We start from the raw sequence: 18,843 nt of genomic DNA, 5'->3' as shown, positions 1-18,843 counted from the left end.
GCCAAAACCCCGCTCGAATCCGGAATGGGGCCGCTCCTGGGCGAAATAGACTGGTCCCGATGTCTGCCTTTTCCCCTCTGGCCCCGCTGCCCGCCGAAGTCCGCCCCCGCGTGATCGGATGGTTCGAGGAGCAGGCCCGTGATCTGCCCTGGCGGCGCCCCGAATGCACCCCCTGGGGCGTGATGGTCAGCGAGGTGATGCTCCAGCAGACTCCGGTCAGCCGAGTCCTGCCCCGCTGGGAGGAATGGATGCGCCGCTGGCCCACCCCGACGGCGACGGCGGACGCGCCGGCCTCCGAGATCCTCACGGTCTGGGATCGGCTCGGCTACCCACGCCGGGCGCTGCGGCTGCAGGCCGCGGCCCAGGCGATGGTGGAACGGCACGCCGATGAGGTGCCCACAACGGTTGAGCAGCTGCGTGCCCTGCCCGGCGTGGGGGAGTACACCGCGGCCGCAGTGGCAAGCTTCGCCTTCGGTCAGCCCGAAGTGGTGGTGGACACGAATATCCGGCGGGTGCACGCTCGGGTGTTCTCCGGCGCCGCGCTGCCGGGCAAGACCTACACCGCCGCCCAGCGGAAGCTGGCCCATGAGCTGATGCCGGAGACCGCCCATGACCAGGGTCGCGAAGCCTGTGCGTGGAACGCGTCCGTCATGGAGTTGGGGGCTCTGATCTGCACGGCGAAGTCGCCGCAGTGTGCCATCTGTCCGGTGGCAGATCTCTGTGCCTGGGTGGCCGCCGGCTCACCGCCGCCCACTGAGGAGCAGCAGACCAAGGGCCAGGCCTGGGCTGGCACCGACCGTCAGGTGCGTGGCGCGATCATGGCCGAGCTGCGCAGAGGTGAGCCGGTTCCACGTGGAACGCTGCTGGAGAGCCTGCCTCTGTCGGAGGCCTCCTCGGAACAGCGTCTACGCTGCCTGGAGTCCTTGCTCAGGGATCACCTCGCCGAGGAGTATGACGGCAGGGTGGCTCTGCCGGGTGTGCTCTGACCAGCCGGCGTGCTCTGACGAGCAGAATCGTGTACCGGAATGACCGCTCTGAGCGGATCGGGTGCCCGATTCTCGACAACGGGGTACGCAATTCAGTGCTCCTCACTCCTCCTTCGGCGGACCGCCGTCGAGCACCAGATTCAATGCCTCGGGCAGGGAGCCGACCTCCTTGACCCGCATTCCCTCAGGAATGCTGTCAGTGCCGTCTGGGTTGCGCGGAATGATGGCGTGGGTGAAGCCCAGACGCTGTGCCTCCTGGAGTCGGCGCTGCAGGCCCGGCACCGGCCGGACTTCTCCCGCCAATCCGACTTCGCCGAAGGCCACGAACCTGTTGGGAAGAGGTTTCTCCAGCGCAGCAGAGGCCACGGCCAGAGCGATGGAGAGATCCGCCGCCGGCTCAGTGATCTTCACTCCGCCCACTGTGGCCACGTAGGCCTCTGACTTCATCAGGGTGGCCAACCGCGCGCGGCGCTGCAGCACCGCCAGCAGCATGGAGACCCGTGGCGAATCCAGTCCGGAGACGGCCCGCCGCGGCTGCGAGGCCTGCGACTCGGCCACCAGTGCCTGGACCTCTGCAGTCAGCGGCCGTCGGCCCTCCAGCGTGATGGTGATGCAGGTTCCCGGCACGCGGTCGGTCAGCGCGGAGACGAACAGCCCGGAGGGATCGGCCAGGGAGGTCAGGCCGTCCTCGTTCAGATCGAAGCAGCCGACGTCGTCGGTGGGGCCGTAGCGGTTCTTCACCGCGCGCAGCAGCCGCAGGCGGGAGTGGCGGTCGCCCTCGAACTGGCAGACCACGTCCACCAGGTGCTCCAGCATCCGGGGGCCGGCGATGTTGCCGTCCTTGGTCACGTGGCCCACCAGGATCGTGGTCATGTTCTTGCGCTTGGCGGCCTCGATCATCGAGGCGGTCACCTCGCGGATCTGTGTGACCCCGCCGGCGGCGCCGTCCACCGCCGCCGAGGAGAAGGTCTGCACCGAGTCCATGATGGTCAGCTGCGGGCCGCCGGCCTCTGCCCCGGTCTCCTCCACCTGTCCGAGGGCCTGGCCCAGGTCCGACTCGGCGGCCAGATAGAGCCCGTCGGTGATCGCGCCGATGCGTTCGGCACGCTTCTTCACCTGGGCGGCCGATTCCTCGCCGGTCAGATAGAGCACCGGCTGCTCGGGGTGGGCTCTGGCCACGGAGGAGGCCACCTGCAGCAGCAGGGTGGATTTCCCGACGCCGGGCTCACCAGCCATGAGGATCACTGCGCCGGGGACCAGCCCGCCGCCGAGCACCCGGTCCAGCTCGCCGATGGAGGTGGCGCGGAAGGAGGCGACCGAGGAGTCGACGTCGTGGATGGCCTCTGCCGGCTGAGCGAGGTTGGAGGCCGCCGTCGTGCGGGCGGTGACCTGCCCCTTCTCCTCGACCGTGCCCCAGGCCTGGCATTCCGGGCAGCGGCCGACCCATTTGACGGTCTGCCAGCCACATTCGGTGCACTCGAAGCTCGGCGCGCCCTTCTTCTTCGCCACTCGTGATCCCCTCTCTGATCTCTGAACTCACCCTATCCGGGGGTTCTGACATGTTTCTGCGCGAGTTTCCACGGAGTTCCGGCAGGGGGCTGTCACGGGCATCAGATTTCAGCGCCGTAAATTGTATGGAACGGCTGTTCCAAAGGAGCGATCTGGATAGAAACAGTCGTTTCTCTCTCGCTAGCGTGAAGGCGATCCGCACCTCCAGGGTGCACCAGAAGTTCCCGATCGGAGACGCCTTTCATGACTGAGACCACCGTCGCGTCCAGCGCGCAGCCGCGGCCGGCTACGTCGCAGTCCAACCTGCCGCAGCCCGCTCTGCCGCAGTCCGCCGGGCAGGCGCCGGCACCGGGACTCCACAACGAGGACCTGGCTCCGGTGCCCGAACATAAGCGCAAATGGGGCGCCTTCGAGATCTTCAACGTCTGGACCAACGATGTGCAGTCCCTGGCCGGATACACCCTGGCCGCCTCGCTGTTCATCGGCGCCGGCATCAGCGGGTGGTACGTCTTCGCCGCGATCATCCTGGCCGGCTTCTTCGTGAACTGGCTGGTCAACCTCTCCGGGGCCCCGAGCGTGAAGCACGGCGTTCCCTACGCGGTCCTGGCCCGGCCTTCCATGGGCGTGCTCGGAGCCAAGTTCCCGGCTCTGGTCCGCGGCGTGGTCGCGATCTTCTGGTACGGCGCCCAGACCTACTTCGCCTCCACCGCAGTGGCACTGGCCTTCAACGCCGCGCTGAGCCACCCCGGTGGAGGCACCTTCATGGGTCTGGACGCCATCGGCTGGATCTCCTACGTGATCGTGGCTGTGCTGCAGGTGCTCATCTTCACCCGCGGCATCGACATGATCACCCGATTCCTGAACTTCGCCGGGCCCGCCGTCTACGTGGTCATGGTGGTCCTGCTGGTCATGATCTGGGTCCGCGCCGGCGACGAGATGATCCCCGCTGTGGGCTCCATCTTCACCTCCGAGGATGTCACCGGGTGGGCCGCGGTCAGCGCGTTCTTCGGCGTGGTCGGCACGATGGTCGCCTACTTCGCCGCGGTCATCATCAACTTCGGCGACTTCTCCCGATTCTCGACCTCCGAGCGTTCGATGAAGCTGGGGAACTTCACCGGCCTGCCGCTCTCCCTGGCCTTCTTCACGTTCCTGTCCCTGTTCATCACGGCCGGGGCCTATGTGGTCTTCCAGGACGTTGGGGACACACCCATGGCCAACCCCACGGACATCGTCGAGCAGACCGAATCCGTGCTGCTCGCCGTGGTCGCCGCGATCACCTTCCTGCTGGCCACGGTGGGCATCAACCTGGTGGCCAACTTCATCCCGCCGGCCTACGACCTCGCCAACCTGGCGCCCCAGAAGATCAGCTTCACCGCCGGCGGCTGGATCACCGCCGGCGTCGGGTTCGTGATCGGTGCCTTCTGGGTGGCCTTCATCGATGAGGTCGGCCTGCCGGCGTTCGTCGACACCCTGGGCGCTCTGCTGGCACCGCTCTACGGTGTGCTGGTCGTCGACTACTACGTGATCCGCAGGTGCCGGGTCCGCACTGAGGACATGTTCACCCTGGACCCGAACGGCCCCTACTACTACCGCAACGGGTGGAACCGGCGTGCCTTGGTCGCCGTCGCGCTGGCCGCCGTCTTCGCCGTGGCAACGGTCTGGGTCGAGCAGCTGGAGAAACTCGAGGGCTTCGCCTGGATCATCGGCGCACTGCTGGGCGGTGTCTTCTACTACGCGGTGATGCGCTCCCAGCGCGCCGCACCGGCGTCGGCGTCGGAGGTCGCGGAGCGCGAGCCGACCGCCTGACCGGACCCGACCTGCCCCGCGCCGCAACCGTCCCCACTCTGTTCTCTTATCCCCAGGAAGTTTCGCGGGGATAAGAGAACAGGGTGGGGACAATTTCTGTCAGCGGCGGCCAAGACCAGTCCCGACGCCGACGCCGCACTGTACCGCCCACGTTCAGCGCCGACGCCGCCCTGTACTGCTCTCACGCAGCCCGGCGTCAGCGCGCGAGCGGCCCTCGCTCTCCGCGTCAGCTCGCGAGCGGCACCCCCGCGCGGCGCAGGCGCCGGATCAGCCGCTGCGGGTGGGCGAGATCGGCCCATGTCCACCGGATGACGATCACGCCCAGGGCGCGCAGCCGGTCCTCCCGGACCTTCTCCCGCACCACCACGTCTTCGGCGGCTTCGCCGGTGGGCCCGGAGTCGCTGCGGTATTTGACGAGTCCGTCGAATTCGCCGACCACCGCAACGCCTTCCCACCAGAAGTCGACCCGGGCCGTTCCGCCGTCGGGCAGCTGGAACTCCTTCTGCAGCTGCGGGGCCTGCAGGCCCCACTCATGGAAGATCACGCGCGACCATGACTCCCCGGGAGACTCTGCGGCCGGGTCGCTGAGCTGCCACAGATGCTCGAATGCGCGCTGCCTCCGCCGGCTGTGCAGCAGATGCTCGTGGGCCTTGACGTCCTCCGTGGTGAGTGCCTGCCCGCTGAGCGGCCCTTGCCCGTGCCGGGCGGCGTCGAGGACGGCCACCCCGTCGGCCGCAGACATCTGCGGAACATAGGTGAGCACAGCGTGGGGGAGGGGGTGCACCTGGAGTCCTGCGGGCGGCGTCGGGAGCCATTCCTTCGGTCCTTGGGCCAGTGCCGTGCGTGGGATCTGCTCTTCTCCGCTGCGCAGTGCGGCCCGGTGGGCATCCCGTCGCTGTCCGCGTGCCGGGGGCGGTTCGACGCGTCTGAGCGGGAACGGCAGCTGGTCCCGGGGTAGGGGAGCGGCTCGTCCCGTCGAGAGGGCGGGGCGGCGTGTCCCGGCGCGGTTCCGTGTGCGGCAGAAGACGGAGATCGAGCGCGGGACCTGCAGAAGCGGCAGGCCGTGTGCTGCCAGGGCCGACTCCGCGGCGAAGACGTCGCCGGGACGAGCCGTGGCATGGGCGGTCAGTGCCATCAGGTACTGCTGCCAGCGCGCCGCCGCGGTCCAGGTGTCCCGCGGCAGGTAGATGCCTCGCTCGATCCGCAGCAGCTCGCCTCGGTTGACGGCCCGGGAGAGCCTGGTGGAGGAGTGGGTGCCGTCGTGCCGGCGCTCGGCCACGAGGAACTCGAAGGGGGCTGGGGTCCTGGTGCGGCTCATCGCTTCAGCCTGACGGAAACCTGCGCGCTCTGCTGGGGCTCAGGCCGAACCTGTGGATAACCGTGCGCCGCACCGGCCGACGTGCACTGCGGCGCAGAGCCGAGTCGCGCAGCCTGGTCGCAATTGTCCCCACTGTGTTCTCTTATCCCCAGGAAGTTTCGCGGGGACAAGAGAACAGGGTGGGGACAATTTCTGTCAGCGCCGGCCCCCACCCGCCCCAGCACCGACGGCGCGGGCGGTTCGGCTGAAGCAGGTGTCCAGTCGCAGTCGATATCCTTGGGCCTATGAGTTCTCAGGGGTCTCGGAGGCAGTCCGATGCGGTGTACCGGCGCCGGCGGATCGCCGTCGGCGTCCTCGCGGTTCTGGCTCTGCTGGGTCTCTGGTGGCTCATCTCCAGCATCGTCGGCCTGTTCACCGACGATGAGCCCCAGGACGCCGTCTTGGACCAGCAGACAGAGTCCGGAGACGACGCCGACGCCGGCTCCGCCCAGAGCGGCTCCGCCCAGAGCGGCGACGCCGACTCCGGCGAGCAGGACGCGCAGCAAGATTCGCAGCAGGACGCTGACCAGGACGCTGAGCAGCAGGGCCCGGACGGCAGCTGCGCCCCCGATGACGTCACGCTCACCGCCGACACCGGTGACGACTCCTACGCCTCGGACGAGGCGCCGCTGCTGATCTTCGAGGTCGAGAACACCGGCAGTGAGGGCTGCACGCTGGATGTGGGCACCGCGCAGCAGACCTTCGTGGTGGCCTCCGACGGCCGCGAGATCTTCAACACCGCCCAGTGCGGCGCGGGCGCACAGGACGAAGAAGCTCAGGACGAAGAAGCTCAAGACGAAGAAGCCCAGGGCGAAGAAGCTCAAGATGAAGAAGCCCAAGACGGCGCCGAAGCCCAGAACAACGACGGCGCCTCCCTGGAGATGGACTTCGAGCCCGGTCAGACGGAGCGGGCTCACCTGACCTGGCCGCGGTCGGACTCCGCCGCGGACTGCGGCGAGCCGGCAGACCTTGAGCCCGGCACCTATGAGCTGACCGTCAGCCTGGGCGGGATCACCTCCGAGCCCCACGAGTTCACCTTGGCAGAGGCATGATGGGACCTGACGACACCTCCGCCCGCAGCAGCTCTCGGCGCAGCCGCGCCGTGGGCCGGGTCGGCGCCCGCCTGCGTGAGGGCCGCCGGTTTCTGGTCAATCGACTGTCGGCCGGGCTGGTCCGTGCCCGGCGCTCCATCCTTCCCGCACTGCAGATGACGGTGGCCGGCGTGGGCGCCTATGCCTTCGCCGAACGGATCCTGGGTCATGAGGCTCCCATCTTCGCCGCCGTCGCTGCGCTGGTCGCCCTGGGCTTCTCCAAGGAGCCCCAGCTGCGGCGCACGGTGGAGATCGCTCTGGGCTGCACGCTGGGCATCCTCATCGGGGACACCACGCTCTACTTCTTCGGCACCGGTCTGGGGACTGCGCTCGCCGTCGTCTTCTTCTCCATCATGTTGGCCCGCATCCTGGATCCGGGTGCCACGTTCACCATGCAGATGGGCCTGCAGGCCATGCTGGTGGTGCTGCTGCCTGCCCCGGACGGCGGTCCGCTGATCCGCAGCATGGACGCTGTGATCGGTGGTCTGGTGGCCATCCTCATCAGCGCGGTCACCCCGAAGGATCTGCGCCGCGAGCCGGTCCGCGAGCTGAAGTCGGTGGCTGAGGAGCTGATCAAGGCCCTGCGCGAGACCGGCGCCGCCGTGCGCGCCACCGATTCGCGGCAGGCCTGGCATGCGCTGATCCGTTGCCGCGGGCTGCAGAGCCAGATCGAGGACGTGGCCACGTCGGTGCGTTCGGCGCGCGAACTGACACGGTATTCGTTGGCTTCCCGCCATCAGCGTCACGATGTCCGCTCGATGGATCGGGTGGCCTCCCAGCTGGATCTGGCGGTGCGCAGCATGCGGGTGGTCTCGCGCCGCACGGTCAGCATGCTGGATCACACGGGGCTGAGCGACGACGGTGCGGAGCGGCTCGGCACCGTCTTCGAGGAGTTGGCCGAGGGCACGCTGCTGCTCTCCCGGACCGTGTCGGAGACCAGCTCCGGGGACAGCCCTCGGATGAGTGTGGCCCGCGACGCCTACGCCCAGGTGGCCCGGCGGCTCCACCCCGCGCGGCTCAGCGTGGACACCTTGGAGGGAGAGACGGTGGTCCTGCTGCTGCGCACCATGGTGGTCGACCTGCTGGAGGCCACTGGGTTGGACCACGACGACGCCGTCGCTCACCTCCCAGCCCTGGACTGACCCCTCGCTGAGCCTGCCAGGAGCAGGCCCGCCGCCTCGGCTCAGAGGTGCAGGATCATCCGCGTATTGCCCAGAGTGTTCGGCTTGACCCGTGCCAGGTCCAGGAACTCCGCCACACCTTCGTCGGGGGAGCGCAGCAGCTCGGCGTAGACCTCTGGGTCCACTGCGCTCTGATCCTCCATGACTTCGAAGCCGTGCCGGGTGAAGAACTCCACCTCGAAGGTCAGGCAGAACACCCGCTGCACGCCGAGGGCTCGGGCGCGCTCCACCAGGCGCCGCAGCAGGGCAGAGCCGACTCCGCGGCCCCGCCAGTCGTCGTGGGAGGCCAGCGTGCGCACCTCTGCCAGGTCCTCCCACATCACGTGCAGGGCTCCGAAGCCCGCCATCTCACCGGTGCCCTCGACCTCGGCCACCAGGAACTCCTGGATGGACTCGTAGTAGGAGACGGTCTCCTTGGGCACCAGCGCCCGTCGCTCCACCAGCGGCTGCGTCATCTCGACGATCTGCGTGACATCAGCGGTGCGTGCGGGGCGGATGTGGAAGCTTCCCGAAGTCATCGCCCCAGCTTAGACGTCAGTCACGGTGCCACGCCGTTCACCAAGGGTTCACCTGTGCGTACTGCCTGCGTCACCTTAAGCGGCATTGATGGTCACCTCAGGTTCTTACTGTGACACTCGGCCAACCGGGTACTGTGCAGCTCTGCGTGCAGCCATGTCCCTGCCTCAGTCGCCTTCCCCGGCTGGCCCGAATGACTCAGATGATGGCGCGGAACCGCGCCACAGCACCCTCAGAGAGGTTCAAACGTGAAGGTAGAACGCTTCGGCCGCGCTGCGGCCCTTCTGTCCGTGGCATCCTTCGCCCTGGTCGCCTGCGGCGAAGCCAACAACCCCGGTGACAACGGCGGTGACGGCGGAGGCGATACAGAGACCAGCGACGTCCAGGGCACTCTGTCCGGCGGCGGCGCCTCCTCCCAGGAAGCTGCCATGACCGCATGGACCAACGGGTTCACCTCCGTGGCGCCGGAGGCACAGGTCAACTACGCCTCGGTGGGCTCCGGCGCAGGCCGCGAGGGCTTCCTCGGCGGCGAGTACGACTGGGCAGGCTCCGACGCCGCCATGGACGACGAGGAGTGGGAGTCCTCCCAGGAGATCTGCGGACCCGACGGCGCCTTCCACATCCCCTCCTACATCTCCCCGATCGCGGTGGCCTACAACGTCGAGGGCGTGGACGAGACCATCAACCTGGACCCGGACACCCTGGCCAGCATCTTCGCCGGCGAGATCACCTCGTGGGATGACGAGGCCATCGCCGAGCAGAACGAGGGCGTGGACCTGCCGGACACCACCATCACGGTGGTCCACCGCGCCGATGACTCCGGCACCACCGAGAACTTCACCGAGTACCTCGAGGCCGCCGCTGACACCTGGGAGCACGAGGCTCACGAGACCTGGCCGGCCGAGCTCTCTGCTGAGTCCGCTCAGCAGACCTCCGGTGTGGTGGACCTGACCTCCCAGACCGACGGCGCCATCACCTACGCCGACGCTTCCCAGATCGGTGACCTGAACTCTGTGGCCGTCGGGGTCGGCGAGGAGTACGTGGAGTACTCCCCGGAGGCTGCCTCCACTGCTGTGGAGACCGCTGAGCAGGTCGAGGGCCAGGCCCCCAACAACATGTCGGTGGAGCTGGACCGTGAGACGCAGGAGGAGGGTGTCTACCCGATCGTGATGGTCGCCTACAACATCTTCTGCAGCGAGTACTCGGATGCTGAGACCGCCGAGCTGGCTCAGGCCTTCGGCGAGTACGTGGTCTCTGAGGACGGCCAGAGCACTGCTGAGGAGGCGGCCGGCAACGCTCCGATGTCTGAGGAGCTGCGCGAGGAGGCCCTCTCGGCCCTCTCGGAGATCTCTGCTGCTGAGTGATCGGCCTGGGCATCTCCAGCCGATCTCCACGGTGTGAATGATGGCGTCGGGGTGCGGATGTCGGAGCTGAGCGTTCCGCCCGCGCCCCGGCGCCTGTTCCCTTGGGACACCGGAGCATCGACACTGCATATGAAGCATCTCGAAAGGCAGACCCCGTGAGCAGTCCTGGCGACTCACCCTCTCCGACCGCCGCACAGGCGGAGCCCGCCGCCGCGAAGAAGCACAGCTTGGCCGAGGGCGACAGCCGAGGAGTCTTCGGCGACCGCGTCTTCTCCACGCTGGCGCTGCTGGCCGGCGTGCTCATCCTCGCCACCTTGGCGTTCGTGGCGCTGTTCCTGACGGTGAACTCCACTGGCGCGATCTACCAGGATGAGGAGGGGCTCATCCTCGGGGCCTTCCTCGAGTACGCCTACCCGCTGGTGGTGGGCACCCTCATCGCCTCGCTGATCGCACTGATCCTGGCCACCCCGGTGGCCGTCGGTGTCGCGCTCTACATCTCACACTTCGCCCCGCCGCGGCTGAGCAAGACCATCGGTTATCTGATCGACCTGCTGGCCGCCATCCCGTCGGTGGTCTACGGCGCCTGGGGCATGAGCTTCCTGGGCCCGGCCCTGGTGCCGGTCTACGGCTGGCTGCACGAGAACCTCGGGTTCATCCCGCTCTTCGCCGGAAGCCCCTCACAGACAGGCCGCACCATCCTGACCGCAGGTGTGGTGCTGGGTGTGATGATCCTGCCGATCATCACCTCCGTCTGCCGCGAGATCTTCATCCAGACCCCCAAGCTCCATGAGGAGGCAGCCCTGGCACTGGGCGCCACCCGCTGGGAGATGATCAGGATGTCGGTGTTCCCGTTCGCGCGGGCCGGCATCATCTCCGGAATCATGCTGGGTCTGGGCCGTGCGCTCGGCGAGACCATGGCCGTCGCCCTGGTCCTCTCCCCGGGTCTGCTCACCGCCTCACTGATCTCCTCCGGCAACAGCACCATCCCCGCCGAGATCGCGTTGGGCTTCCCGGAGGCCCCGCCCGGATCCGAACGGCAGGCCCAGCTGATCGCCATCGGCCTGGTGCTCTTCATCATCACTCTGATCGTGAACATGACGGCCCGGTGGATCGTCAGCCGGCATAAGGAATTCTCGGGAGCCAACTGATGAGTCCTACAGAACCCAAGACCCCGACGCCGGCCTCGGTCGAGGGCCCGGCGGGCCCCGCCGGCCAGCGTGACCCGCAGCGCACTCGAGGCCGCGCCGCCTCGCTGGTCCAGAACACGATGCCCTGGTGGATCGGACTCGTGGTCCTGGCCGCCGCCGCTGTCCTGGGTGCGGCGCTGAGCTCCCTGATCACGTTCAATCTGGCCCTGTGGTTCATCTTCACCGCAGTGCTGTACGTGGTGATCAGCTACATCGTCACCCGGCTGCGGGTGAACCGGCGCAAGGCCACCGACGGCTTCTGGCGCAACCTGGTCTACCTCGCGTTCATCATCGCTCTGCTGCCGTTGGTCTCAGTGATCTGGTCGGTGACCTCGGTGGGTCTGCCCGGCCTGCTGGAGCCCGGCTTCTTCGCCTCGGACATGCAGGGCATCGACGGCAGCATCGATCAGCAGAGCCAGGAGGAGGGCGCCCCCGTGCTGGGCGGCATCCGTCATGCTCTGATCGGTTCGCTGCTGATCACCATCGCCGCCACGCTGATCTCGGTGCCCATCGGTCTGCTGACCTCCATCTACCTGGTGGAGTACTCCCGCGGGGGCACACTGGCTCGGGCCATCACCTTCTTCGTGGACGTGATGACCGGCATCCCCTCGATCGTCGCAGGCCTCTTCGGCGGTGCGGCGATGGCCTGGTTCCTCAGCGTGGGCAACTCCATGGGGCTGCCGCTGCCCAGCCGCTCCACGATGGGCATCACCGCGGCCATCGCGCTCTCTGTGCTGATGATCCCTGTGGTGGTCCGGACCACGGAGGAGATGCTCCGTGTGGTCCCCAACGAACTGCGTGAGGCCAGCTACGCACTGGGTGTGCGCAAGTGGCGGACCATCCTGAAGGTGGTCATCCCGACGGCGATCTCCGGCATCGCAGCAGGTGTCACCCTGTCCATCGCCCGAGTGATCGGTGAGACTGCGCCGATCCTGGTCACCGCCGGCTTCGTGGTCAGCACCAACTGGAACCTGATGCAGGGGTGGATGACCGCCCTGCCGGTCTACATCTTCCGGCAGTTCCAGAACCCGACCTCTCCGAACTTCTCGGATCCCTCCCATCAGCGGGCTTGGGCGGCGGCTCTGGTGCTCATCCTCATCGTCATGCTGCTGAACCTGACTGCCCGGATCATCGCCAAGGTCTTCGCGCCCAAGAAGACCGGGCGTTAGTACAGAAAGAAGTATCGAACACTATGTCTAAGCGCATCGAGACCAAGGACCTCAACGTCTACTACGGCGACTTCCTCGCCGTGGAAGGTGTGAACATCAACATCGCGGCCCGTTCGGTGACGGCATTCATCGGGCCCTCCGGCTGCGGCAAGACCACCTTCATGCGCACGCTGAACCGCATGCATGAGGTGCTTCCCGGGGCTCGGGTCGAGGGCGAGCTGCTGCTCGACGGTGAGAACATCTACGGACCCGGCGTGGACCCGGTGACGGTCCGCTCCATGGTGGGCATGGTCTTCCAGCGGCCCAACCCGTTCCCCACGATGAGCATCCGGGAGAACGTCCTGGCCGGCTATAAGCTCAATGGGGCGCGGATGTCGAAGTCCCAGTCCGACGACATCGTGGAGGAGGCTCTGCGCGGAGCCAACCTCTGGAACGAGGTCAAGGAGCGTCTGGACAAGCCGGGCTCCGGCCTCTCCGGCGGTCAGCAGCAGCGCCTGTGCATCGCCCGGACCATCGCGGTGAAGCCGGACGTGATCCTGATGGATGAGCCCTGCTCGGCGCTGGACCCGATCTCCACCTTGGCCATCGAGGATCTGATCCACGAGCTCAAGCAGGAGTACACGGTGGTCATCGTGACGCACAATATGCAGCAGGCGGCACGCGTCTCGGAGAAGACCGCGTTCTTCAACATCGCCGGAACGGGTAAGCCCGGCAAGATGATCGAGTACGACGAGACGGCCACGATCTTCAACAACCCGAGCAACGAGCAGACCGAGCGCTACGTCTCCGGCAAGTTCGGATGATCTGCACGCCGGGCCGGCCCCGCTAGAGCAGCAGCGGACTCATCGCCAGGGTGAGCACGGCTGTCACGATTCCTGTGGCCAGCGGAGTGGCCGCCCAATAGAGGAACATGCGGATGAACTGACGCCAGTTCACCGTGGCGAAGCGCTGGTTGGACCCGGCGCCGATGATCGATGAGGCCGCCACCAGCGAGGTCGACAGCGGCAGCGCCAGGCCGATGGAGCCGATGAACAGCAGGCCGGCGTTCGAGGTGGCCGCAACCATGCCGCGCAACGGATCGACGGCCACCAGCCGATGGCCCAGGACGTGGCCGATCCGCCACCCGCCGGTCAGGCAGCCTGCGCCGATCATCACGGCGAAGACGAGATAGGCCAGGGGCATCCAGCGGGCGGGCTCCGGCACATCGGCGGCGTGCAGCGCGATCAGCAGCAGGAAGGAGAACCGCTGCCCCTGCTGCAGGCCGGTGCCCAGGCTGGTGACACCCACGGAGATGGACTGCACGCCGCGGGCGACCCTGTTGACCTCATCCGGGTCCTCTCCTCTGGCGAAGGGGACCGTGGCGAAGACCAGCAGATAGGCGAAGCCGAAGGCGACCAGCGGAGAGACCAGCAGCGTCATCAGAGGTGCGAACCAGGGCAGGCCCAGCACGACGTCGCTGTCGATGCCCTCCAGCGTGAGGATGGCCAGGCAGCCGCCCAGGACCCCGGCGATCAGCCCGTGCGTGATGGAGATCGGCATGCCTTTGAAATAGGCGAACGTCCCCCAGGCGGCGACCGAGAGCAGAACTGCCAGGATCATGCCCAGGCTCAGCTCCGGATCCATCTCCGGGAACTCGAACCAGGCGAACAGCCAGACGCCCAGCGGCAGGGCCGCCAGAACTCCGATGCCATGGAAGACGGCCGAGACCCGCGTAGCCACGGGGGCGGTCAGTGCGCGGGTCCGCACCGGGATGGCGATGGAGTTGGCCACGTCCTGCATGCCGGCGACATACAGTGCCGGGAGCATGGCCGCTCCCACAAGGATCAGCAGAATCAGCAGTATCGGATCCACGGCTGCCCCGTCAGGATTCGCGCACGATGATGGACCCGGCCGTGATCGCCACAGTGCGCTGGGCCTCCACAGCGCTGAGCAGCGCCTCCGCCACCTGGGTCTGCTGCAGAGCGATGTTGGGCTGGAAGGCGCCGTCGGTGGAGATGATCCACTCGCGGTGCGTCCTGTTGCCCTGTTTGGCCAGGCGCTGCATCTGGATCCAGTAGTCCTCGAGCTGGTCGAAGTCATCCAGCCGGGAGAGCGCGCCGATGGTCAGATCGACCTGGCGCGTCAGAGTCTCCACCTGCTCGGAGCTCTGCGGGGCCAGTTTGAGGTGCTCGCGGGCGAGCAGGAAGTCCCCGGCGGCCACCACGTGCTCCATCGTGCGGTTCAGCTGCTGGGAGAGGGTGTAGATGTCCTGCCGAGGGAGCGGAGTCAGGAAGACGCTGCGCATATGGGTCATCAGGTTGAAGTGCAGGTCCATCGCATTGCCTTCGAGAGCCAGCAGCTCGTCACGCAGAGCCGCGCGCTCGGATTCGGGGGTCCCCAGCAGCTGCCCCAGCAGCTGGACGCCGGAGCGCACCTCCCGTGCGATCTTCGTCAGCAGCTCTGCGGCCTGTGAACGGCCTCGGCGTGCGATCATGCGATGCGTGTCCCTGTCCCACAGATGAACGAGTCTTGTCTTACAGGTGGGAAGTGTATAGCGCCCACGTTAACTGGTCGGCGCAGGAGGACTCGCAGAGCACGCGATGATGAGAGGGGGCGTGCCGGGCTGGGAACGCCTCACGGCGCGTGGCCGCTCGTAGCGGCTGATGGTTGGAGCCCGGGGGTTACCTGCAGCCCGGCACGTACTTAAGTGTGCTCCCCAGGAGGGGCTGTGGTCAACGCACCGGCCTCTGACGTGAGGTATCTCAAGGAACGCGCGGCTCAGCGCTCGCGTCCGCGGCTGTTGTCGGACACCCACTCGAGGTAGCCGGGGCTGCCTGCGATGATCGGCTGGACGATGATCTCCGGCTCCTCATAGGGGTGCAGCTCCTGGAGCAGCTGTTGGAGGGCAGGTGCCGCTGAGGCAGTGGTCTTGAAGGTCACCGACTGCTCGGGCTCGTGATGGACCTCACCTTTCCAGCGGTAGAAGCTGCGGATCTCTGAGACCTGCGCGCAGGCCGCCAGCTGAGCATCGACGACGGCGGCGGCCAGCTTCTCGGCGGCCTCAGCCGAGTCCGCCGTGGTCTGGACGGTGACGTGACGCAGGCTCTGCGGTGTGGGTGCGGCGTCGTGATTCTCCGGCATGGTCTTCAAAGTGCTCTCTGTCTGGAAGGGATCCGCTGTGTCCAACCTAACAAGGGTGGGGAAGGTCGCGCGGCCGGACCGTGACGTGCGGGACGGGGCGGATCTAGGCTGAGCTCATGAAGGCCAGCGCCTATGTCGTGGAAGAGACCGACGCCCCCTTCATGCTCGAAGAGCTGGAGATCGAGGACCCCACCGAGGGGAGGTGCTGGTCCGTGTAGTGGGCACCGGGATCTGCCATACCGACCTGATCGCCCGGTCCGGGGACATGCCTCTGCCCCTTCCCGGGGTGATGGGTCATGAAGGCTCCGGAGTGGTGGAGAAGGTGGGACCCGGCGTCGAGGACGTGGCCGTGGGAGACCGGGTCATCATGGGATGACCGTACTGTGGAAAGTGCCGGAACTGTCGGCAGGGCCAGCACCGCTACTGCGCCGAGCTGGGCTCGGCTGTGCTCAGCGGCAGGCGGTTCTCCGGGCCGAAGTCCGGGCAGAGCGGGTACAGCAGGCCCGACGGCGGCGAGGTCTCCGGGCACTTCTTCGGCCAGTCCTCCTTCGCCACCTACGCGCTGACCACGGCGAACTCCGTGGTGCGGATCGACGACGACGTCGACCTGACCAGCGCCGGTGTGCTCGCCTGCGGCATCACCACCGGAGCCGGTGCGATCCTCAACTCCGCCCAGCCCAAGCCCGGGGGAGTCTCTGGTGATCTTCGGCGTCGGGGCGGTGGGGCTGTCTGCGGTCATGGCCGCCAAGAACACGCCCGCCACCACGATCATCGCGGTGGACGTCCATGACTCGCGCCTGGAGCTCGCAGCCAGATACGGCGCCACGCACACCATCAACTCCAAGGACGAGAGCGCGAAGGACCGGATCCGGCAGATCGTCGGCGGCGAGGTGGACCATGCCGTGGACTGCACCGGGGTGATCGCTGTGATCGAGGATGCTGCCGAGGTGGTGGGCATGCTGGGTCAGCTGATCCTGGTGGGCGACGCCCCGGCCGGTGCCACCTTCAGCCTGGACCACATGAGCATCCTGTGGGGCCGACGCGTGGTGGGAACTTTGGGCGGGGGCGGAACCGCCCACGACCTGATCCCCGCACTGCTGCAGCTTAACAAGCAGGGACGCTTCCCGTTCGACGAGCTGGTCCGGGTCTACGAGTTCGACCAGATCGATCAGGCCATCGCGGACAGTGCCTCCGGCGAGACGATCAAGCCGGTGCTGCACGTCGGGGAGTGACTCGGGTCCGGGCGACGCCGCGCCCATCGTCCCCGGCCGATCCGCGGTATCCTGAGCCCCATGATTCGCACGGATGAGGACCAGCGCAGCAGCCGGCGTCGTGCTGCCCTGCTGATCTCCATCCCGGTGATCATGCTGGCCATGTTTGTGGTTCCCTACACGCTGCTGCGTGAGGTGGACGCCTGGTACGGCAGCGCGCTGTTCTGGACGGTGGCCACCGGCGTGGTCATCGCGCTGAATGTGATCCTCTCCGCCGACTGGGAGGACTGAGCCGATGCCGGCTGAATGGGTATGGACAGGTGTGGCCGCCTACGTGGTGGTCGCGCTGGCCGCCGCGCTGCTCTCCCGGCCCGGCCGCTCCGAGGACATGTCCGCCTACTTCCTGGGCGGCCGCCGGATGGGCGGATTCGTCTCGGCGATGAGCTACAGCGCCACCACCTACAGCGCCTTCATGATGATCGGCCTGGCCGGGCTGACCTACGCCGGAGGTGTGGGTGCGCTCGGGTTCGAGCTGCTCTACCTGTGTGGCGTCACCCTGGTGCTGGTCTTCGGCCCACGATTCTGGCGGGTGGGCAAGCGGTTCGGCTACATCACCCCCTCAGAGATGATCGGCCACCGCTACGGCAGTCGATCGGCAGGCGCGACGACGGCGCTGGCCAGCTGCATCTTTCTGGTCCCCTATGCCGCGGTCCAGCTGGCCGGCGTCGGGTACCTGCTCTCCGGGATGACCGGGGCGGCCATCAGCTTCACTCAGGGCACGCTGCTGGCCATGGCACTGGCCATCGTCTTCGCCATGGTGGCGGGGCTGCGCTCGGTGGCCTGGACCGATTCGCTGCAGTCGGTGCTGATGATCCTCGGAGCCACTCTGGTGGTCATCGTGGTGATCTGGCAGTTCGGCGGCCTGGGTGCCTTCTTCGACGGGCTGGCTGAGCAGCCCGGTGCGATGAGCGTGCCGGGGGAGGGGTACTTCAGCTTCAGCACGTTCCTGGCCCTGACTCTGCCGTGGGTCTTCTTCTCCATCTCCAATCCGCAGGTCAGTCAGCGGCTCTTCACCCCCGGGTCGATGAAGGACCTGCGGCGGATGCTGCTGGGCTTCCTGATCTTCGGCTTCGTCTACACGTTCGTCTCCGTGTTCTGGGGCTTCGCGGCCCGGCTGCACTTCCCTGACCTGGAGTCCAGCGATATGGCCACCCCTACGCTGCTCGGCTCGGACCTGGTGCCTACGCCGCTGGCGCTGATCGTGATGATCGGCACCCTGGCGGCCTGCGTCTCCACGATCGACTCCATCATGCTGACCCTGTCCTCCACGCTGAGCCGTGACGTCTACGCTGCGGTGCGCCCGCAGTCCTCCGAGCGGGGCCAGCTGCGGCTGGGCAAGGCGGCGCTGCCGGTGATCGCCGGGCTGGCGTATTGGTTCGCGCATCTGGAGCTGGATCTGGTGGCGGTGCTCTCGGTGTCGGCGTCGGCGGGTCTGCTGGTCCTGGTGCCGCCCACCGTGGGCGCCTTCTTCTGGAGGCGGGGAACTGCGGCCGGGGTCATCGTCTCCGTGGTGGTGGCCGGCGGGCTGGTCTTCGCCCTGGAGGCCACGGGCACCCTGTTCCTGGGTCAGGGCAGCGGAGTCTGGGGGCTTCTGGTCTCGGTGGTGCTCTTCGTCGGGGTGAGCCTGTTGACGGCGCCTCCGCGGGATCGGGCGGAGGAGTTCATCGCCGCCTCCCGGCGCGGCCGGCGGGAGACAGCCGACGACGACGCCGCCCTCGCCGCTCAGCGCTGATGCCCGGAGTGGATTGCGTCCCTGCCCTGAGTGGGTTGCGTACCTGAATGTGGTGAATGCGGGGATTGTGGCCCCGATTGTCGACAACGGGGTACGCGATTCTCAGACGGTGAGGTCCTAGGCTGGGGTGATGAGCGAGAACGCAGACCAGCCAGACCAGGCGATCAGAATGTTCGGCGCCGACTGGTGCCGAGACTGCCGGCGGACCAAAGCTCAGCTGGACGAGCTGGGCGTGGCCTACACCTACATCGACCTCGAGGCAGAGCCGGAGGCCGCCGAGGTGGCTCGGGACATCTCCGGGCGGACGAATATCCCGGTCGTGCTCTACCCGGATGCCTCGCACCAGGTGGAGCCGAGCAACGCCGACGTGGACGCCAAGCTGCGCGAACTCCACCTGGTCTGAAACTCCTGTCCTGACCCGGTGATTGCGTTCCTGAATGTGGGAATTACGGGGATCGTGGTTTCCATTCACAACTATGAACTACGCGATCTCCGGCCCCGGTCAGGGCTGGGTGCGGGCGGTCGACACACTCGATGCCGGCACCTCCTCCGGA

Annotated in this window: 20 protein-coding genes; 14 read left to right on the top strand and 6 right to left on the bottom strand. The window is 67.4% G+C overall.

Annotated elements, in window-relative coordinates:
* Positions 1 to 59: 59 nt before the first annotated feature.
* Positions 60 to 986, top strand: a complete 927-nt coding sequence (locus JOF45_RS11040) for an HhH-GPD family protein (RefSeq protein WP_210049850.1) — start codon at positions 60 to 62, stop codon at positions 984 to 986.
* A 102-nt stretch (positions 987 to 1,088) separates the two neighbouring features.
* Here the strand turns inward: JOF45_RS11040 and radA are convergent, their stop codons facing one another.
* Positions 1,089 to 2,495, bottom strand: a complete 1,407-nt coding sequence (gene radA / locus JOF45_RS11035) for a DNA repair protein RadA (RefSeq protein WP_210049848.1) — start codon at positions 2,493 to 2,495, stop codon at positions 1,089 to 1,091.
* A gap of 243 nt (positions 2,496 to 2,738) precedes the next feature.
* Between radA and JOF45_RS11030 the strand changes: the two genes are divergently transcribed.
* Complete coding sequence (locus JOF45_RS11030; RefSeq protein WP_210049831.1) at positions 2,739 to 4,301, top strand: NCS1 family nucleobase:cation symporter-1; 1,563 nt, start codon at positions 2,739 to 2,741, stop codon at positions 4,299 to 4,301.
* Between the two features lie 226 nt (positions 4,302 to 4,527).
* Here JOF45_RS11030 and JOF45_RS11025 read toward each other — a convergent pair whose 3' ends face one another.
* Positions 4,528 to 5,619 (bottom strand): hypothetical protein, encoded by a 1,092-nt coding sequence (locus JOF45_RS11025; protein WP_210049822.1) that lies wholly within the window; start codon positions 5,617 to 5,619, stop codon positions 4,528 to 4,530.
* A gap of 284 nt (positions 5,620 to 5,903) precedes the next feature.
* On the opposite strand from JOF45_RS11025, the gene JOF45_RS11020 reads away from it, so the two are divergent.
* Both JOF45_RS11020 and JOF45_RS11015 read left to right on the top strand, forming a co-directional pair.
* Positions 5,904 to 6,710, top strand: coding sequence for a hypothetical protein (locus tag JOF45_RS11020; RefSeq protein ID WP_210049820.1), 807 nt, complete (start codon positions 5,904 to 5,906; stop codon positions 6,708 to 6,710).
* Entirely contained in the window at positions 6,707 to 7,891 is a 1,185-nt protein-coding gene (locus JOF45_RS11015) for an FUSC family protein (protein WP_245324214.1), read from the top strand. The genes JOF45_RS11020 and JOF45_RS11015 overlap by 4 nt, the downstream gene beginning before the upstream one ends.
* Before the next feature lie 41 nt (positions 7,892 to 7,932).
* On the opposite strand, the gene JOF45_RS11010 is transcribed toward JOF45_RS11015, so the two are convergent.
* The gene (locus JOF45_RS11010; RefSeq protein ID WP_210049818.1) at positions 7,933 to 8,448 is read right to left on the bottom strand and encodes an amino-acid N-acetyltransferase; all 516 of its coding nucleotides are present in this window, start codon (positions 8,446 to 8,448) and stop codon (positions 7,933 to 7,935) included.
* 246 nt (positions 8,449 to 8,694) lie between these two features.
* Between JOF45_RS11010 and pstS the strand changes: the two genes are divergently transcribed.
* The 4 genes from pstS to pstB all read left to right on the top strand — a co-directional run bounded on the left by pstS (position 8,695) and on the right by pstB (position 12,969).
* Entirely contained in the window at positions 8,695 to 9,810 is a 1,116-nt protein-coding gene (pstS, locus tag JOF45_RS11005) for a phosphate ABC transporter substrate-binding protein PstS (RefSeq protein WP_210049816.1), read from the top strand.
* Between the two features lie 155 nt (positions 9,811 to 9,965).
* Positions 9,966 to 10,958, top strand: a complete 993-nt coding sequence (gene pstC, locus JOF45_RS11000) for a phosphate ABC transporter permease subunit PstC (RefSeq protein ID WP_378579597.1) — start codon at positions 9,966 to 9,968, stop codon at positions 10,956 to 10,958.
* The gene (pstA, locus tag JOF45_RS10995) at positions 10,958 to 12,166 is read left to right on the top strand and encodes a phosphate ABC transporter permease PstA (RefSeq protein WP_210049814.1); all 1,209 of its coding nucleotides are present in this window, start codon (positions 10,958 to 10,960) and stop codon (positions 12,164 to 12,166) included. Before pstC ends, pstA begins: the two co-directional genes overlap by 1 nt.
* Positions 12,167 to 12,189: 23 nt before the next feature.
* Positions 12,190 to 12,969, top strand: coding sequence for a phosphate ABC transporter ATP-binding protein PstB (pstB, locus tag JOF45_RS10990; RefSeq protein WP_210049812.1), 780 nt, complete (start codon positions 12,190 to 12,192; stop codon positions 12,967 to 12,969).
* 22 nt (positions 12,970 to 12,991) lie between these two features.
* Here pstB and JOF45_RS10985 read toward each other — a convergent pair whose 3' ends face one another.
* The 3 genes from JOF45_RS10985 to cutA all read right to left on the bottom strand — a co-directional run bounded on the left by JOF45_RS10985 (position 12,992) and on the right by cutA (position 15,286).
* On the bottom strand, positions 12,992 to 13,972 hold the full coding sequence (locus JOF45_RS10985; RefSeq protein ID WP_210049810.1) for an inorganic phosphate transporter: 981 nt from the start codon (positions 13,970 to 13,972) through the stop codon (positions 12,992 to 12,994).
* A gap of 55 nt (positions 13,973 to 14,027) precedes the next feature.
* Positions 14,028 to 14,639, bottom strand: coding sequence for a DUF47 domain-containing protein (locus JOF45_RS10980; protein ID WP_210049808.1), 612 nt, complete (start codon positions 14,637 to 14,639; stop codon positions 14,028 to 14,030).
* Between the two features lie 284 nt (positions 14,640 to 14,923).
* On the bottom strand, positions 14,924 to 15,286 hold the full coding sequence (gene cutA / locus JOF45_RS10975) for a divalent-cation tolerance protein CutA (RefSeq protein WP_245324775.1): 363 nt from the start codon (positions 15,284 to 15,286) through the stop codon (positions 14,924 to 14,926).
* A gap of 202 nt (positions 15,287 to 15,488) precedes the next feature.
* On the opposite strand from cutA, the gene JOF45_RS13405 reads away from it, so the two are divergent.
* The 6 genes from JOF45_RS13405 to JOF45_RS10955 all read left to right on the top strand — a co-directional run bounded on the left by JOF45_RS13405 (position 15,489) and on the right by JOF45_RS10955 (position 18,692).
* Positions 15,489 to 15,662 (top strand): alcohol dehydrogenase catalytic domain-containing protein, encoded by a 174-nt coding sequence (locus JOF45_RS13405; RefSeq protein WP_342591473.1) that lies wholly within the window; start codon positions 15,489 to 15,491, stop codon positions 15,660 to 15,662.
* A 69-nt stretch (positions 15,663 to 15,731) separates the two neighbouring features.
* Positions 15,732 to 16,076 carry an MDR/zinc-dependent alcohol dehydrogenase-like family protein gene (locus JOF45_RS13400; RefSeq protein ID WP_245324213.1) on the top strand — a complete coding sequence of 115 codons (345 nt, stop codon included), beginning with the start codon at positions 15,732 to 15,734 and terminating at the stop codon, positions 16,074 to 16,076.
* On the top strand, positions 16,024 to 16,518 hold the full coding sequence (locus JOF45_RS13395; RefSeq protein WP_245324212.1) for a zinc-binding dehydrogenase: 495 nt from the start codon (positions 16,024 to 16,026) through the stop codon (positions 16,516 to 16,518). Before JOF45_RS13400 ends, JOF45_RS13395 begins: the two co-directional genes overlap by 53 nt.
* Positions 16,519 to 16,578: 60 nt before the next feature.
* A complete protein-coding gene (locus tag JOF45_RS10965) occupies positions 16,579 to 16,788 on the top strand; it encodes a hypothetical protein (protein ID WP_210049804.1) in 210 nt (69 codons plus the stop codon).
* A 4-nt stretch (positions 16,789 to 16,792) separates the two neighbouring features.
* Complete coding sequence (locus JOF45_RS10960) at positions 16,793 to 18,289, top strand: sodium:solute symporter family protein (protein WP_210049801.1); 1,497 nt, start codon at positions 16,793 to 16,795, stop codon at positions 18,287 to 18,289.
* Positions 18,290 to 18,419: 130 nt separating this feature from the next.
* Positions 18,420 to 18,692 (top strand): glutaredoxin domain-containing protein, encoded by a 273-nt coding sequence (locus JOF45_RS10955; RefSeq protein ID WP_210049799.1) that lies wholly within the window; start codon positions 18,420 to 18,422, stop codon positions 18,690 to 18,692.
* Positions 18,693 to 18,843: the final 151 nt, after the last annotated feature.

Origin of the sequence: Nesterenkonia lacusekhoensis (genome assembly GCF_017876395.1) — a bacterium.
Classification (GTDB): Bacteria; Actinomycetota; Actinomycetes; order Actinomycetales; family Micrococcaceae; genus Nesterenkonia; species Nesterenkonia lacusekhoensis.
Note: the sequence above shows the minus strand (reverse complement) of the source record. Positions and strands in the feature narration are given on the sequence as shown.